The sequence below is a fragment of the Leptospira sp. GIMC2001 genome, from assembly GCF_028462125.1.
Taxonomy (GTDB): Bacteria; Spirochaetota; Leptospiria; order Leptospirales; family Leptospiraceae.
Window position 1 is genome coordinate 93,791 of record NZ_CP115467.1, and the last position, 16,133, is coordinate 109,923.

Sequence of the window (16,133 nt, forward strand, 5' to 3'; positions counted from 1 at the left end):
ATCCTATATGGAATAGAATCTATCCTACCTATTTCATCAGGAGAATTATTAATGGCGAATGAACCATACACAGAAGTGACAAGCAAGAACTATGGACAACGGCTTACCGAATCCATCAAAGGTGTTCTAACGGGAGCAGTATTATTTATCGCTGCTTTTCCAGTTTTATGGATGAACGAAGGATGTTCAGTTAAGACAGCGAAAGGACTTGATCAAGGAGCTTCTGAAGTAGTAGAGATCGACATCAGTAAAGCATCAAATGAATATAATGGTAAACTAATTCACGGATCTGGAATGGCGACAACCACAGAGAATGTATCTGATCCTACTTTTGGCATCAGCTTAAATGGTTTTCGTCTCGATAGAAAAGTTGAAATGTATCAATGGAAAGAAAATGCTGAAACCAAAAAAGAAGAAAAAATTGGTGGAACAGAAACAACAACGACTACATATACTTACTCCAAAGACTGGTCATCTACACTTATCAATTCAAATGGATTCAAAGACCCAGCAGCCCGTTCAAGAAATGCAAACCCATCTACTATGCCTTACAAAAGTGAAGACTGGTCGGTTAAGTCTGCAAAAGTTGGCGACTATAAAATTTCTGCCGGTTTAATTTCTCAGATCAATGAAGAAGTAAGCGTTGATTATACGAATGCTGCCACATCGAAAATCCCAGCCGATATTAAAAGTCGTGCGAATGTATCAAGCAATGAAATCTATATTGGTAAACCATCCGATCCACAGATTGGTGATATTAGAGTTTCACATACTGCAGTTCTTCCACAAGAAGTTTCGATTCTAGGTAAATTGAATAATGGCCAAGTCGGTCCATTCAAGACAGATCAAGGAACTACGATCGAGCATTTGACCGAAGGAGTTCATACTGCACAGGAAATGTTCCAAGCAGCACAAGACGCAAATGTTTTCCAGACATGGATCGTAAGATTTGTTGGATTCTTTATGTTCTTTACAGGGCTTAAAATGATCTTAGGACCGATTGCAACTATGGGAGTGGTTTTACCAGTTCTTGGTAATCTACTAAGTATGGGACTCGGTTTAATCTGTGGAATCATCTCATTTGTGTTAACGATTCTTGTGATTGCACTTGCTTGGATTTTCTATAGACCATTACTCGGTATAGCACTTCTCGCTGTGGTTGCCGCTGGTGGATATTTCTTGTATATGAAGAAGAAAGAAACTGCAGCCAAAGCAGCAGCATCCGGAAGTGGAGCCGCTCCAAGTACCCAAGCGGGTTAATTGATTTTTTAGATATGTCAAGGAATCACAATGGGTTCCTTGACCTTCTTATTCAAAATGTTTCGTAAACTCCCTAAAGTCTTGTAATTCATACAGGCTTTGGGGATTGTTACGATCCCATTACTAAGCCTATTTCTCGCACTCAAACTTTTCCTTTACATACCTGACCAATCAACTAACCTGTCAAAAAAGAATAGGAGATTCGTTATTTGGAAATTTGGTATACAGAAGGGTTAGAGATCAGCAAGGGAAGGAAAGTTAGTTATAGAGTCACAAAGACGCTAGATAGCATTCAAACCCCATTTCAAAAAATTGACGTGTTCGAAACCGAAAGTTTCGGAAGGATGTTTACATTGGATGACGTGACTATGGTCACCGAACGAGATGAGCATTCCTATCATGAAATGATTGCCCATATTCCAATGATGAGTCATCCAAATCCAGAGAATGTTCTAGTAATTGGTGGCGGAGATGGCGGAACTGTTCGTGAAGTTCTCAAGCATCCAAGTGTAAAAGAAGTTGTTCTCTGTGAAATTGATAAAGGTGTCGTGGACGCTTGTTATAAGTATTTTCCAGAAATTGCTGAAGCTATGAAAGACAAAAAAGTCATCCATCACTATGATGATGGTGCCAAATTTGCTCGCGAGAACAAGGGAAGATTCGATGTTATCTTAGTTGATTCGAGTGATCCAGTGGGTCCAGCGGAAGTACTATTCAAAGAACCTTTCTATCGTGATATGGCAGGAGCTCTCCGAGAAACTGGAGTCATTGCAACTCAAGCTGAATCTTATTGGTATCATGGCGATGTCATCAAATCGTTGTTTGAGTTCATTCCTAAAATTTTTCCTCAATATGGTTACTATTATACGACCATTCCGACTTATCCATCCGGGATTATCGGATTCACTTTTCTATCGAATAAGATCAATCCTTATGAGGTAGTTCCAGATCCAAGTAGGGTGCCAAAAAATTTAAAATACTACAGCCCAGAGATTCATAAGGCAGCATTTGTGCTTCCTGAATTTGCTAAGCAGTATATTAAGAGAAGCTAATTCTTGATCAAATTTTCGGGCATAGTGATGATTCTCTTTCTCGTGACAAGTTGCACGGGAATCAACCTGATGAATGGAGTCTATAGAACTTCCAATGTCACACATCCTACGCCCGATTATTCTACTCCTGCCGTTCTGCTAAAGGGCGGTGGAATCATTCATAATGAACGGATCGCAGGCGGAATTGGCAACCTTACGGAGGGTGAGCTACGACGTGGGGAAGCTTGTTCTTGGACAATCCTTTGGTTAGTTGCCGGTGGCAATTCCTCTCTAGCGCAAGCCAAAAAAAACGCTGGTATCGACTTTATCCATTTCGCTGAATATAAGCAAGAAGCGATTCTAGGATTTTTTTTCCACAATTTTTGCTCTATCGTTGTTGGAACGAAAAAACAAACGGGATCTAATCGAGAAGTACCTAAGGCAGAACAAAAATTGGATAAGCAAGGCGAAAACCCATGATTGCGATGATTTCAAAATATAGCTTTTATTTTGGAGAAAGAATCATCCATAAATTTTTCAATAAACTTGTGATTGTTTTCATTATATTCTTTTTGAGCAATTGTGCTATTGGTCCCAATCACGGAGCAATTTATACCGATATCCGATATCCAGGAGAATTCAATATCGACAATCAAGTGTTAGGTTCTAAATCGGGACAAGCTTGTCAGTATATGCTGTTTGGGCTTATTACCGTTGGTGATTCGTCGGCCGGAGGCATTGCAAGAAAATTTGGAATCTTACGTCTTGCAACAATCGATTATCGATTTAGAGGCATATTTTATCCTGTATATGGACAGTTTTGCACTGAGGTGACAGGCGAATGAATCCTTTTGATCACTTTATAAAATCACGGTTTTTCAATTTAACAGTTGATAGAATTATTTTTAAGAGATTTTCAATTTTATTTATTATAGTCATTTTTAATCTTTTCTTACTGCAGTGCACTTCATCTCCCATGCATGGAGTTTTATACAACAACACCAAGCACCACGTTTTCCCTCTTTCCAGTGGGGTGCGACAGTTGACTTCCCATTCGATTCTCACATCAGGCAAATCTTGCTCTGTTGGTTCTTCTATTCTATTTTCCTTTTTCTACTATGGTGGCGGAGCAAGTATTGAAGAAGCAGCGCAGAATGGTAGCATTAGTAAAATTGCGGTTGTAGATCGAGAATCCATTAGTTTAATATACGGAATTTTTTATCAAGAGTGTATAATTGTTTGGGGCGAATAGTTTTATTATTTTTGGTATTCGTTTTACTTGTTCAGAATTTCGATTTGGAATCAAGCGAAGTAAAAGCGGTTCAGTATGATAGAGAAGCCGAAGAATTAGAAAAGAAAGCAAACTTAGAACAAGATCCAATTGAGCAAGAACGTCTCAGAAACTTAGCAAAGTTTCGCCGACAAGATGCAGCGATTTCAAGGCAAAAACATTTTTACAATCCACCGAAAATGAAGATTGTAGATGGGAGAGACTTTGGAGAGATCGATAGGCCTTTTCCAAGATCACATTCATCAGGAATAAAAGGTATGGTGGATTTTACTTTAGGATATGGAAGTGGTGACTTTATTTCGTCTCCAGGAGGCGAATTTCAGAAAAATCCTTACCTTATCTTCGCCGCCAATGCGGAATTTATTCCTAGGTCAAGTTTAGGATATGATAATATTATAAATTATAATTCAGTCGAGAATCGCACGGTCTATGGAATTTTTCCTCGTAATTTGAGAATCCGATATACTGACGAAAGTAATGTGTTTGGATTTATGTACGAGGGCAGAGGATTCATTCTAGATTCAAGCTACAATGGTTTTGCTTCGGCAGACATATCCAGTCGTGGAAACGCGATCGTTGATTCTGAATATAGATATTTTGAATCCAAATTTTCTTATTTTTATAGAGAAGATTGGTCATATGACAAAACTTTTACATTAATTTTGGGACTACGCACTCAGAATCATAGTTATATGGAGTCGGGACTTTTGCCGAATGCAAGAATTTTCAATGATTATACAGAACAATACTTTGGACTAGGCCCAAATATTGGGATGAATTATTCTCAGAATTTTTTCGGCGTCTTTGTCTTTACGGCTGGGCTAGAGTTAACAGTGGGTGGTGGAGTGATAGACTACGAAACTTTGGTTCTTCGAGACGCAGGAATCAATCGTCCAGCTAACTTTTCTAAAATGACAATGGAAGATCCAGTATTAGTTTCTTATATTGGTGGTGAGTTTTATACTAAATTTGAAATACTGATCAATGAAAAGAATCGATTCGGAATTGGTCTGAACTATCATGACTTCAATCGAATTACGGAGAATACCAGCACCCCTCTTTATTTATCAAATGATTTTAGGCAGATCCAGTCTGACTACACTCGCTATTTTATTCGAAATCTAATCTACAATGAAGATGGTAAATCAGGAAACCCGACTCGTTATTCAATTATGCGAACAATAAATTTGGAGTATACTTATGTTTTCTAACCGCTCCAAACTAGAGTCACAGCAACTAGCTAGGAAAATATCCAAAATTGCTTTAATATTATTAATCTTTAGTTCTCTGCAATTTTGTCATTACATCGAACTCAAAATTTATCCTCCACTTCCCAATAAAAAATTTGTTCCAGACCAACCGAAAAATACATCTATTTCATGGGTTGATGACACGGGTCTCGGAACCAATTTAGCATATCATAATCCTTCGATATTTTCTCCGCGATTTCTTGAAAATGAATTCGGTGGCTTAGTTTATATTTTGGATAGAGAAGTTTCTAATCATCCTGATATATATCCGAGTCTACATAAAAACGGCAGTACAAAGATTCATCTAAAAGAATTCAGATTGAATACAAATGATAGTTGTTTTTCAAATCTTACTTCTATCAATATTCGCTTGGAAGTAACTAAAAACAATAAAATCTATCCCTTCACATACAAAGATGAGATACATTCCTCTGTAACGGATTGTTATCTGGTCGGATCAACTCTGTTGATCGTTCCCTTGGTTGTATATGTTCCGTACCAAGGATTCAGGGGAACAAGAGAAGATCAACTCAACCAATTGGGTAGGAACGGCTTAAAGGCGATTCTTGATTTTTTTCAATCGGATTTGCAATTAAGCAGTGAGGCTAAGGAATGATTGTATTATTGCAGAAAACTTTTTTCCTTTTTGCAATATGTTGCATAACAGTTGGGTGTTATAGTTTAGAGAAGAAATACAATTATGGTGAACCTTATCAAACCTCACCAGATTTATGGACTGAGGATGATCCACAATTCGAATCGGGCGTCGAATACCAGATACTGGATGATATTGGAAATTATATTTTCTCCATCCCTTCCAAGTTGATTCTAATGTCTTGGAGACTCAACGATCATAAGATATCCGATGCGACCAAGCAAACTATGCAGAATTATATCAGAGAAAACAATTTACGGGATGTTAAAGTAAGATTCAATCAGTATGCACCCATATCCGAGCTAAAAAGAATTTGGAGAAATGATAGCATCAATCCAATCGTTAAGTATAGTTTTGGTCTGCTTGGTTGGTTTGTGTATGCGGTTTTACCAGAGAGGTTATTTGCTGGATTGCTTGGTGGAGATCATTACAATCCTTTTTCCAATTCCATCCATCTTTACTCCAATGTTCCAGCCATAGCCATACATGAAGGTGGACATGCCAAGGATTTCAACCAGAGAAAATATAAAACTTTGTATGCCGGAATCTATTCTATTCCAGTGATTGGAGCATTTTATCATGAGGCAGTTGCAACAGATGATGCAATTGTATACTTCGAACATAATCATAAGAATGAAGATATTGACGAGTCCTACAAGATTCTTGTTCCAGCTTATAGCACTTATGTAGGCGGCTCAATCGGGGAAGTTGTGCAAACACCATATTCTATAGTTGCAGTAATCCCTGGGCATATTTATGGAAGATACAAGGCTTGGAAATTTCGCAAGGCTAGAAGAATTGGAGAATTTAAAAATTCAGATCATTATAATGAGGATTGATGTTAAGTTTAGAAAATAAATATACGAATCGGTTTTCCGCACTACAATCCCTTCTAACAGTTGGATTGGATCCCGAATGGGAGAAGTTACCTGATATTATTAAGAAAGAAAAAGATCCTTTTTTTCAGTTTTGTAAACAAATTATTGATGCCACAGGTGAATTTGCTCTTGGATTCAAACCAAATATAGCTTTTTTTGAAAGATTTGGATGGGAAGGAATTCGACAATTCGAATTGGTTATCGAATACATTCGAAAAAATTTTCCAGATTCCATAATCATAGCGGATGCCAAGCGAGGAGACCTAGGCAACACAGCAAAAGAGTATGCAATGTACTATTTCGATCGATTGAATGTGGATGTACTAACAGTCTCTCCGTATATGGGTCGTGATACAATAACCCCTTATCTTGAACATGATAGAGGCAGTGTGTTTATCTTATGCTTAACATCGAATCCATCAGCAATCGAATTCCAGAAATGGAAAGACAAGGAACATGATATCGTGCCTGGCTATCTTCACCAAGCGGTTGCTAAATTGTCGACTGAACTAAATCGTGAATATAAAGGACGTGTTGGTATTGTCACTGGGGGAACTCGCCCAAGTGAGATTGGATTGATACGAGAAGAAAATCCAGAACTGCTTTTTTTGATTCCTGGCTTCGGTGCGCAAGGTGGTGATCTAGAAGAGATCATCCAAAATTCGGGGAAGCGGGCATTTATCAACTCTTCAAGAGGAATTCATTTTCTAAGTAGCGGTTTGGATTTTGCCGAGAAAGCCCATGATCGAGCAAAGGAAATTCACAATTCTATGAAGAAAATCCTATCTATGTCTGTCTAAAAGAAAAAGGACAGTAAATTGAAAAAGAAAGTCGCAGTTATAGGAACCGGCATATCCGGAATGAGCATCGCATACTTTTTATCTCAGGACTTCGAAGTGGATGTTTACGAGAAAAGCGATTATGTTGGCGGGCATACAAATACAGTCGATGTAATGGAAAATGGAAAGAAGATTCCCATTGATACTGGATTTATTGTTTTTAATCATGTAACATATCCGAATTTGCTTAAGCTTTTCAATAAATTGCAAGTGCCAACAAAGAAATCGGATATGTCGTTTTCTGTTCAGAATGAGGCTCGGGGTTTAGAATTCTGTGGTTCAGGACTTAGCGGACTTTTTGCTCAGAAAAAAAACTTTTTCAAACCATCTTATATTAAATTTCTGCTCGAGATCAATAGGTTCAATACCAAATCCATTGAGATTTTGGATAACCCTAGATATGAAGAATATACACTGGGCAAATACATGGAAGAAGAAGGTTACAGTAAATCATTGTTAGATGATTATTTGGTGCCAATGAGTTCTGCCGTTTGGTCTACACCTCCCGATCAAATGCTTGCTTTTCCTGCTAGAACCCTAGTTCGATTTTTCTATAACCATGGATTTCTAGGATTGAATACTCAGCACCAGTGGTATACGGTTGATGGCGGCTCAAGAGAGTATGTAAAACGAATAACCGCATCCTATGCTAAGAATATTCAACTAAAAGCCTCCATCACAGGAGTTGTCCAAACTGGCAAAAAAGTTGATATTCAATTCAAGAACGGATCCAAAAAAACATATGATCGCGTAGTCATTGCAACACATGGGGATACTGCTCTTAAGCTGCTTAAGAAACCAACCCCAATGCAAAAGGAATTGCTATCAGAATTCCAATTTCAAAAGAATTGGGCAACTCTGCATACTTGGGACGGGGATATGCCATCAATCAAAAAGATTTGGTCGTCTTGGAATTACAAATATGCCCGGGGTGCCTCTAAGCAATCTTCATTAAACCAGATGGAGCCATTTACGGTTTATTGGATGAATCGCCTTCAAAATGTTTCGAAGGAAAAAAATTATTTCGTAACCATCAACGATCCAGGTCGTATACCCGATTCTGAAGTGATTCGTAAAATTGAGTACGAGCATCCGCTTTTCTCTTTGGGTGCAGTCCGTGCTCAGAAGAGTTTCGGAAGAATCAATATGGAATCCAATATTCATTTTGTTGGAGCTTATTGGAGATATGGTTTTCATGAAGATGGAATTGACTCTTCAGTTAGGCTTGCGACAATTTTGCTTGGCCGTGATCCTTGGGCAAATCTGTGAACTCATCAATCTACGAGTCGATTGTTCATCATTCGCGTTTCTCCAAAAACAAAAATCAATTTGCCTATAAATTATACAATTTCCACTTGGATTTGGATGAACTGGATGAATTGGATCAAAAGCTATGGCTATTTTCACGGAATCGATTTGCAATTTTTTCCTTTTATGACAAAGATCATATCCAATTCGGTGGATCTAATATTCGGGAAAATGTTGAACGTTACGTCCGTGACCAAGGATATACGGGTAGTATTGGCAGGATTACTTTATTAACAAATCTAAGAATACTTGGATATGTATTCAATCCAGTTTCTTTCTACTATATCTATGACAAATCAGACAATGCAGTCTGTGCAATTGCGGAAGTGGGCAATACATTCGGCGAAATCAAACCATATTTTTTCCCGAGCACGGACAGCGGGAATTTTGATTTTCGTTTGCGAGTAGATAAATTTTTTTACGTGTCTCCATATATCGCATTAGATTCTGAATTCGATTTTAAGTTGAAAATTCCTAACGACCGATTGCATATACAAGTTGATTCTTATGAGAAATCAGAAAAGACTCTTGCGACAGCTTTCACTGGTAAAAAAAAGCCTCTACTAGATCGATTTTTATTATTTTATTTTTTAAAATATCCACTCGTAACAGTCAAAGTGATAGGTGCGATACATCTTCAGGCATTGAAGTTGTATCTATACAAAGTCCCCTTTCTAAGAAAGGGAGACAATCAAGAGTTACAGAGGGGAGCTCAGCTTGGAAAAAGCAGTTAAGGAATCTTTAGAAACAGTTGCATTAGAGTCTAACAACAATTATAATCTTTACAAAACAATTTTTTTCAAGGCATTGTCCTCGATGAAGAAAGGAACGTTGAGATTGATACTTCCTGATGGTTCTCAAGCTTTTTTGGGTGATCCAGAATCGGATTATGAACAGAGATTCCATCAAGGACTTGTGCATATTAAGAACCCCGTTTTTTTTCGTAAGGCGGTTCTCTATGGGGATGTGGGATTTAGTGAATCTTACCTAGATGGGGATTGGGATACCGATGATATTGAGAAAGTAATTTCTTGGTTTCTATTAAATGTGGATTCTGCACCCAATCTTTCAGGCACTAAGAAAAAACTCTTCCATTTGGATTTTTTCAATTTAGCCAATAAATTTTTGAATGTTCTTCGTAGAAATACACTCAAAGGTTCCAGAAGAAATATTGTTGAGCACTATGATCTAGGCAATGGCTTCTATTCTATTTTTCTTGATAAGACCATGACTTATTCTTGTGCATATTTTGAAAATTTGGATCAAAAACTAGAGGATGCTCAATATGCAAAAGTAGATCTTCTATGCAAAAAACTCCAATTGCAAAAAGGAGAGCATCTCCTAGAAATTGGAAGCGGTTGGGGTTTTCTTGCCATTCATGCTGCTAAAGAATACGGCGTCCGTGTTACTTCTGTCACTCTCTCCGATGAGCAATTGAAATTTGCCAGAGCGCGAGCCGAGAAAGAAGGGGTGAGTGATCGAGTGGAATTTAAGCTACTGGATTATAGAAAAATTGAAGGCCAATTTGACAAAATTGTATCTGTAGAAATGCTAGAAGCAGTTGGCGATAAATACTACGAATCTTTTTTTGCAAAATGCCAAGAAGTATTGAAACCGCAAGGCTTGATGGCATTGCAAGTGATCACATGTCCCGATAATCGATTTGCTGCTCTCAAAAAAGGCGTTGACTTCATCCAAAAACATATTTTCCCTGGATCTTTACTCCCGTCCATTGCTAGACTCAATGAAGCTGTCAATAAGACTGGAGATATGTTTTTATTTGGCTTAGAAGACATGGGTTTGCACTATGCAAAGACTCTGAATCTCTGGCAAGATGCATTCGATGCAAACGTACAAGATGTACGGGCACAGGGTTTCAATGAGAAATTCATACGCAAATGGCGTTATTACCTTAGTTATTGCGCAGGTGCTTTTCGTATGAAGAACATCAGCGTTGTTCAGATGGTATATACTCGTCCCAATAATCTAGCCATAAAAGGGTAGGATTATTTGCGAGAAATCAAGAAAGACTATATTTTCAACCAACCGTTAGAAGTTGTTTGGGATTCACTTACAATTTATGAAATTCTAATACATTGGCTTGCTGATGAAGTTCGTGGTCGGCCAAAATTGGGTCAAGAATTTTCTTGGTCTTGGAAGTTGGGTGATGAAGGGGAATTTACGACCAAAGGAATTTATGAGGCAATTGAGCCCAATAAATTATTGATACTCAGATGGAAGGATCATCCAGCTGGAGATATTTTCCTTAGATTGGATGTAACGGAAGTTAGTTCGGATAAGACCAAACTTACGATAACAAACGGAGGATTCCCAGATTCTTCACATTTTGATCTATGGCTAGAAGGAGCCGAGGCCGCTTGGGATGATCAAACTCAACGCTTGAAGGCATTCTTAGATAAGAATCCTAATCCAAGGACATTGATAAAGTAACAAATAAGCATTGAACGTAAGAGGGGGTAAAAAAGCATGGTAAAAAAAGAAGATTTCTTCGAACGGAGGGAAACTAATTTGGAATACCCTGAATTGGAATCTTATTTTCAAGAGTTAACAGATCGTACGGATCGTATCGCAACAATGAATACACATTTCGATGCGAATCCGAAAAATGACATTGATGAGATGCTTGCGTTCCATGAGAACTTAGTGAGCATCCCTTGGGATCAGGCTGAGCGCAGTTATTTTGATTTATTCTGCAGTTATTTTTCTTTTCATCTAAAGATCGTAGAAGAAATCATAATGGAAGCGCGAGAGATATTGGATCCAGAAAACAGACCTTATGTTAAGCAACTCGTTGCTTATACTAAAGCTTCTGAAGAATGGTTCAATAGTTTAAAGAAAAACAAGAAAAAAACAATTAAGGCACAGGTCGCCTGAAAATTCCTTTTCACACAAAAGCCTTCTATTCTATATTGAATATGAGAATGGAAGGCTCCTTTGAAAACTAAAAAGTTCTTATTTTACCCAATCATACTTTTTGCATTCCTCTTCCTTGTTGATAAAATATTTCTGCTAGATTCAGTTCGTCTGCTTATCAAGAGCGATTTCACGTATGTCTATTATGAAACCAAAAGTCAACTTCTTGATATTTTCATAGATAAATACAAAAAGGGTGAATTAACCAAAGACAACAAAAAAGTCATGGTGGTTCTCGGGTCCTCTAGGCTTTTGTATTTTGATTCCAAAGAACTTGAACAATTCTATCCAGATTGGGAAATATATAATTTCTCATCCGCTGTTACCACTCCTGCGTACTATTGGTATTTTCTGGAACAGATATTGGATGCTGGCGTAAAGCCAGACCTAGTCGTCTTGGAAACAGATCCCAATCAATTCAACATAAATTCCATATTCAAAGAATCGAATCTTACATATAGCTTTGATTTTCCGTTTATTCTTCGTTATATTGGTTTATTTGGAAGAGATTATTTCAATTACTATCTTGGTAAGACTCTATTCGCGGTAAAAGTAAATAAGCCTTATTTGGATGCAGCTTTTCGAAATTATAACAATCCAAATCTTCCTTATGTTGAGGCAATGAAAGATACAATTCGTACTTCTTTGATTGAAAATAAAGGACACGCTACTTCGCCAGTAGAAGATTATTTCGAAAAGGATGCAAGTAGTTTGGAAGCAACGAGTCAGCGGACAATTGATTGGCTATTCGCTTCTTATAAGCCATCTGAAATGCAGTTTGAATTTTTTGATATTATACTTAAGAATACTAGAGAAAAAGAAATTCCTTTAATCATCGTATGGCCTCAAAGTTCTAAATCTATGCAAGACAGATTGCGAGCGAATCCCATACTCGATAGTTGGAAGAAGGATATCAATGCGGTAACTGATAAGTATCAGTATAAAATTCACAATATGGATGATACCAAGGAATACTACTGCAATAGTTTTGCGGATGGTGGACATATTGCGAAAGATTGTTATAGACCGTTTATAAGATATCTATTCCTGCAATATTTTAAAGATTATAAACCTAAAGCCTTGTAGTTTTTTATTTCGAAAGGAAATTACCAGATCATAATTTTCCTTTTCACATATGAGTCGAAGTATCTATAATTTATTTTGAATCAATTGCGGACGTGATTTTCTCAAGATTCAAACTGTTAGCCATAGCACTAAAGATCTTATAATAAGCAGACTTATTCTTGTATAATGATTCATGAGTTCCGATTTCAACTATGCGCCCTCTATCTAAGACGACAATTTGATCCGAATCAATAATTTGCGAAATGCTATGTGAAATTACAATAACTGTTCTATTTTCCTTTAAGGCATCGATACTTTTTTTGATTTCTTCGATCGCTATAGCGTCCAAGCTTGCTGTCGGTTCATCGAGGAAAATTATTTTTGGATCCTTCAAGAATAAACGGGCTATTGCAATTCGTTGTTGCTGACCTCCGGAAAGAAGGGAAGCTTGCGACTCATATCCATCCGGCAACTCGGATATTTGCTCGTGGATATAAGCCTTCTTTGCGGCAAGAATAATCTCATGATCTTCGGCATTTGGATCGCCATAGCTGATATTTTCTCTAATCGTACCTTTGAATATATGATTTTTCTGAAGAACCAATCCTACTGAATTTCGTAAAATGTTTGTATCATATTCTTCAAGATTGATGCCATCCAAAAATATATCTCCACTACTCGGCTTATAAAATTTATCCAATAGATTGATTAGCGTGCTTTTACCGGCTCCACTTAACCCAACCAATGCTGTGACTTGATTGGGTTTAACTGTAAAAGAAATATTTTCCAAAGCGAACGTTCCATTCGGATAAATAAAATTTACATTCGCAATTCTGAATTCTCCTTCGACTATTTCTGGTGAAAATGTTCCCGATGATTCCACTGCGTTTTCTTCTTCTAGAATCGAAAAGAATCCTTCTGAATATATAAGAGCATCATTTACTTCATCGTAGATTCTATGCAATTGTCTTATTGGCGCAGATACATTATTGAAAAGCAAAATATGAAACATTATTGCACCGAGACTCATTGTCCCATTCAAAACAAAATATGCTGTCAGAATAATGATTATGACTATTCCGATCTGTTCTAAAAAACTTTTTATACTATCGAAAAAATAACTGGTTTTACGAGTTGCTAATTGATTAGAAGTCATTTCAAATTGGATTGTTTCATGTTTATTTGATTCCAATCTTTCTCTAACAAATGATTTTATTACTGTTATGCTTTCAATTAGTCCAATGATTCCATTATTCTTAGTTTCCCGATAACTCCTCATCTTTCTACGAAATCCCTTTAGACGAGATGCTTGGATATGACTTATCCAGAAATAGATTGGGATAATACATAAGCTAACAAGTCCAACATAGAAATTTGCTGAGAACATAAAGAAGAGTGCTACAATCGAATTGGCAAAAAGTGGCAGCACTTCTATAAAAAAATTCTGAACTAAACGAGTTAGGCTAGATATTCCAAGGTCTATACGAGTCTGAAGCTTACCGCTTTCATTTTCTTGAGACGTATAAAAAGCCATCCTATATGAAAGAATACGTTCAACAATCTTTTGTGAGAAATCACGTGCGATAAAAATACGTAACTTTTCTCCATAAAATTTCTGTCCAAAGATCACTATAGAATTTACGATTTCTTTGATAACCAATATAGCACTGATCTGAGCCAATAGAATATAACCTTCTGCTAATGGGTTAAGATTTTGCAATAACGATTCCAAGCTATCTACGGTGTATCTTAAGATATGTGCATTGACTTGTGCAAGAAATGACCCGATGAGTGTAAATCCTAAAGCAAAAAAAACCATCCTTTTATAGGGAAGAACAAACGGTAATATTTTATTGAATAGCTGGATGAGAGTCAAATTTTGAACTTCTAATGTTTTAGATTGAAGTATAAACTATTTAACACAGTTTTAAGATCAACTTTTAAATTCTATTTGATTATGATCTTGAATATAAAACGAAATCGATCGAATACCACGTATTTATAGAATCGATTAAACTTTTTTCTTGATAAACAAACTTTAATATTTTTGAACGAAGTAATGTTTATCTCAATTTATTAACCTGGGTTAATAACATTTGCGAGTTTTCGGATCACTAACTTAAAAAGGAGATTTGTTTATATGTTGAATCGAATAAAAGTTTTAGTGAAAGGAATTGGGTTTTTAATTTTTAATTGGAATTCGAAGTATGAGGCTCAAGAATCCAGCCCTCAGCCTGGATTGATTCTGATTGTGATGAGTGCTGCCAATAATTTGTTGATTGATGAAGAAAGAAATTATGAGACAGGCGTTTTTCTTAATGAACTCTATCTGCCCATAGCTGAGTTGAAGAATCAAGGATATAAATTCCAATTTGCTACACCCAATGGCAAGCAAGCTAATATAGATCCAGCAGGTTTAAACGATAGGTACTGGACATCAAATGAGTTGAAGTCGGAGGCCATTGAATTCACAAAGACAGATCCTGATTTTTTAAAACCCATTACATTAGAAAAGGCGATGAGTCAAGTAAGTTCTTACAAAGGTATGATTGTTCCAGGTGGGCAAGGGCTAATGGTGGATCTAATCTATGATGATAATATTCTTTCTTTATTGCGAAAATTTCATGAAAGACAAAAGCCAATCGGATTGATCTGTCATGCACCTGCTTTGCTCACGGCTTTTCCAAAAAATGATAACCCTTTTGTTGGCTACAATGTAAATTCTGTTACATCAACAGAAGAATGGTTTATAGAAAATTTTGTTATGAACGGAAAACCTAAGATCAGAAAGATCGCAAATCTTCTAAGCGATATTGGTTTAAATTATGAAAGTAGTTTTTTCCCAGGTGGTCAATATGCAGTTCGAGATCGGAATTTGATTACAAGTCAGAATCCTTTTTCTGGTGAACCATTTATCAAATTGTACCAAGAAGCCCTTCTTGATAAATAAAAATTGACTTGGAAGGCGCATATATCGCTAGCTAGATAATTTACTTACTTAATAAATAAATAAATAAATAGTTAGTTAGTTAGATTTTGATTACTCATTCTTTTGTGGGAAAATTCTTGCTTTAATTCTACTTAGGCCTACATTCGTAATTCCTAAATAAGATGCAATTTCGTGATCTTTGAGTCTCGATGACAGATTGCCTTTCTCATTTAAGAATTCTTTGTATCGTGTTTCAGCGCTGAGTAGAATTAGATCTGCTTCCCTTTTTTCTTTTTTTATATACAATGACTCGGCGAGATTTTTCTGTAGGATTATAAAGGGAAGGTAGCCTGCAAATTTTTTCTTCAGTTCAGTAAAATCAGAAACCCAAACTTGTGATTCTTCAGAAGCAACTATATCGAATCGAGGTGGTAGATTGGTAAGAATGGAAGAATACACTCCAATCGTATCTCCTTCTATACAAAAATCTTTGATCAGATTTTTTCTATTTGACTTATAGATCATTTTGAACAAACCAGATTCGATGATTCCAATTTTATAAAAACTTTCATTATTTTTAAAAAAGCCTTCATTTTTCAGGTATTTTGTTTTGTGAAAGGATTGCAAAATGGATTTGAGTTGCACTTCTTCAAATCCAAATTTTGCTAAGTATTTTTCTAACATAGATTCTTT

18 protein-coding genes are annotated in these 16,133 nt (G+C 36.6%); 16 read left to right on the plus strand and 2 right to left on the minus strand.

Going from position 1 to position 16,133, the window contains the following annotated elements; genetic code table 11:
• The first annotated feature begins 51 nt into the window (after nucleotides 1-51).
• From O4O04_RS00440 to O4O04_RS00510, 15 genes are all read left to right on the plus strand, one after another.
• Nucleotides 52-1,260, plus strand: a complete 1,209-nt coding sequence (locus tag O4O04_RS00440) for a TMEM43 family protein (RefSeq protein ID WP_272531595.1) — start codon at nucleotides 52-54, stop codon at nucleotides 1,258-1,260.
• A gap of 209 nt (nucleotides 1,261-1,469) precedes the next feature.
• The gene (gene speE, locus O4O04_RS00445) at nucleotides 1,470-2,312 is read left to right on the plus strand and encodes a polyamine aminopropyltransferase (protein ID WP_272531597.1); all 843 of its coding nucleotides are present in this window, start codon (nucleotides 1,470-1,472) and stop codon (nucleotides 2,310-2,312) included.
• Nucleotides 2,313-2,339: 27 nt separating this feature from the next.
• On the plus strand, nucleotides 2,340-2,771 hold the full coding sequence (locus O4O04_RS00450; protein WP_272531598.1) for a TRL domain-containing protein: 432 nt from the start codon (nucleotides 2,340-2,342) through the stop codon (nucleotides 2,769-2,771).
• On the plus strand, nucleotides 2,768-3,136 hold the full coding sequence (locus O4O04_RS00455) for a TRL domain-containing protein (protein WP_272531600.1): 369 nt from the start codon (nucleotides 2,768-2,770) through the stop codon (nucleotides 3,134-3,136). The genes O4O04_RS00450 and O4O04_RS00455 overlap by 4 nt, the downstream gene beginning before the upstream one ends.
• Nucleotides 3,133-3,543 (plus strand): TRL domain-containing protein, encoded by a 411-nt coding sequence (locus O4O04_RS00460; protein WP_272531602.1) that lies wholly within the window; start codon nucleotides 3,133-3,135, stop codon nucleotides 3,541-3,543. Before O4O04_RS00455 ends, O4O04_RS00460 begins: the two co-directional genes overlap by 4 nt.
• A gap of 44 nt (nucleotides 3,544-3,587) precedes the next feature.
• Complete coding sequence (locus tag O4O04_RS00465; RefSeq protein WP_272531603.1) at nucleotides 3,588-4,793, plus strand: hypothetical protein; 1,206 nt, start codon at nucleotides 3,588-3,590, stop codon at nucleotides 4,791-4,793.
• A complete protein-coding gene (locus O4O04_RS00470) occupies nucleotides 4,783-5,448 on the plus strand; it encodes a hypothetical protein (protein WP_272531604.1) in 666 nt (221 codons plus the stop codon). The genes O4O04_RS00465 and O4O04_RS00470 overlap by 11 nt, the downstream gene beginning before the upstream one ends.
• On the plus strand, nucleotides 5,445-6,326 hold the full coding sequence (locus tag O4O04_RS00475; protein ID WP_272531606.1) for a hypothetical protein: 882 nt from the start codon (nucleotides 5,445-5,447) through the stop codon (nucleotides 6,324-6,326). The genes O4O04_RS00470 and O4O04_RS00475 overlap by 4 nt, the downstream gene beginning before the upstream one ends.
• Nucleotides 6,326-7,165 (plus strand): orotidine-5'-phosphate decarboxylase, encoded by an 840-nt coding sequence (pyrF, locus tag O4O04_RS00480; protein WP_272531607.1) that lies wholly within the window; start codon nucleotides 6,326-6,328, stop codon nucleotides 7,163-7,165. The genes O4O04_RS00475 and pyrF overlap by 1 nt, the downstream gene beginning before the upstream one ends.
• A gap of 18 nt (nucleotides 7,166-7,183) precedes the next feature.
• Complete coding sequence (locus tag O4O04_RS00485; RefSeq protein WP_272531609.1) at nucleotides 7,184-8,473, plus strand: NAD(P)/FAD-dependent oxidoreductase; 1,290 nt, start codon at nucleotides 7,184-7,186, stop codon at nucleotides 8,471-8,473.
• Nucleotides 8,470-9,246: a DUF1365 domain-containing protein gene (locus O4O04_RS00490; protein WP_272531611.1), complete on the plus strand. Its 777-nt coding sequence runs from the start codon at nucleotides 8,470-8,472 to the stop codon at nucleotides 9,244-9,246. The genes O4O04_RS00485 and O4O04_RS00490 overlap by 4 nt, the downstream gene beginning before the upstream one ends.
• A gap of 82 nt (nucleotides 9,247-9,328) precedes the next feature.
• Nucleotides 9,329-10,516, plus strand: coding sequence for an SAM-dependent methyltransferase (locus tag O4O04_RS00495; RefSeq protein ID WP_272531696.1), 1,188 nt, complete (start codon nucleotides 9,329-9,331; stop codon nucleotides 10,514-10,516).
• A gap of 6 nt (nucleotides 10,517-10,522) precedes the next feature.
• Nucleotides 10,523-10,963, plus strand: coding sequence for an SRPBCC family protein (locus O4O04_RS00500; RefSeq protein ID WP_272531613.1), 441 nt, complete (start codon nucleotides 10,523-10,525; stop codon nucleotides 10,961-10,963).
• Nucleotides 10,964-11,041: 78 nt separating this feature from the next.
• Complete coding sequence (locus O4O04_RS00505) at nucleotides 11,042-11,407, plus strand: PLU-1-like domain protein (protein WP_272531697.1); 366 nt, start codon at nucleotides 11,042-11,044, stop codon at nucleotides 11,405-11,407.
• 60 nt (nucleotides 11,408-11,467) lie between these two features.
• Entirely contained in the window at nucleotides 11,468-12,532 is a 1,065-nt protein-coding gene (locus O4O04_RS00510; RefSeq protein WP_272531614.1) for a DUF1574 domain-containing protein, read from the plus strand.
• Between the two features lie 70 nt (nucleotides 12,533-12,602).
• Here O4O04_RS00510 and O4O04_RS00515 read toward each other — a convergent pair whose 3' ends face one another.
• The gene (locus O4O04_RS00515; protein ID WP_272531616.1) at nucleotides 12,603-14,387 is read right to left on the minus strand and encodes an ABC transporter ATP-binding protein; all 1,785 of its coding nucleotides are present in this window, start codon (nucleotides 14,385-14,387) and stop codon (nucleotides 12,603-12,605) included.
• Nucleotides 14,388-14,651: 264 nt separating this feature from the next.
• Here O4O04_RS00515 and O4O04_RS00520 point away from each other — a divergent pair, with 264 nt between their 5' ends.
• A complete protein-coding gene (locus tag O4O04_RS00520; RefSeq protein ID WP_272531617.1) occupies nucleotides 14,652-15,461 on the plus strand; it encodes a DJ-1/PfpI family protein in 810 nt (269 codons plus the stop codon).
• 90 nt (nucleotides 15,462-15,551) lie between these two features.
• Here O4O04_RS00520 and O4O04_RS00525 read toward each other — a convergent pair whose 3' ends face one another.
• A complete protein-coding gene (locus O4O04_RS00525) occupies nucleotides 15,552-16,124 on the minus strand; it encodes a Crp/Fnr family transcriptional regulator (RefSeq protein WP_272531619.1) in 573 nt (190 codons plus the stop codon).
• Between the last annotated feature and the right edge of the window lie 9 nt (nucleotides 16,125-16,133).

What these genes read in the sequence shown, in the direction of transcription:
- O4O04_RS00475 (WP_272531606.1), top strand. Translation starts at nt 5,445, where the DNA reads ATGATTGTATTATTGCAGAAAACTTTTTTCCTTTTTGCAATATGTTGC.
- O4O04_RS00520 (WP_272531617.1), top strand. Translation starts at nt 14,652, where the DNA reads ATGTTGAATCGAATAAAAGTTTTAGTGAAAGGAATTGGGTTTTTAATT.
- O4O04_RS00460 (WP_272531602.1), top strand. Translation starts at nt 3,133, where the DNA reads ATGAATCCTTTTGATCACTTTATAAAATCACGGTTTTTCAATTTAACA.
- O4O04_RS00495 (WP_272531696.1), top strand. Translation starts at nt 9,329, where the DNA reads ATGAAGAAAGGAACGTTGAGATTGATACTTCCTGATGGTTCTCAAGCT.
- O4O04_RS00470 (WP_272531604.1), top strand. Translation starts at nt 4,783, where the DNA reads ATGTTTTCTAACCGCTCCAAACTAGAGTCACAGCAACTAGCTAGGAAA.
- O4O04_RS00450 (WP_272531598.1), top strand. Translation starts at nt 2,340, where the DNA reads ATGATTCTCTTTCTCGTGACAAGTTGCACGGGAATCAACCTGATGAAT.
- O4O04_RS00455 (WP_272531600.1), top strand. Translation starts at nt 2,768, where the DNA reads ATGATTGCGATGATTTCAAAATATAGCTTTTATTTTGGAGAAAGAATC.
- O4O04_RS00440 (WP_272531595.1), top strand. Translation starts at nt 52, where the DNA reads ATGGCGAATGAACCATACACAGAAGTGACAAGCAAGAACTATGGACAA.
- O4O04_RS00525 (WP_272531619.1), bottom strand. Translation starts at nt 16,124, where the DNA reads ATGTTAGAAAAATACTTAGCAAAATTTGGATTTGAAGAAGTGCAACTC.
- pyrF (WP_272531607.1), top strand. Translation starts at nt 6,326, where the DNA reads ATGTTAAGTTTAGAAAATAAATATACGAATCGGTTTTCCGCACTACAA.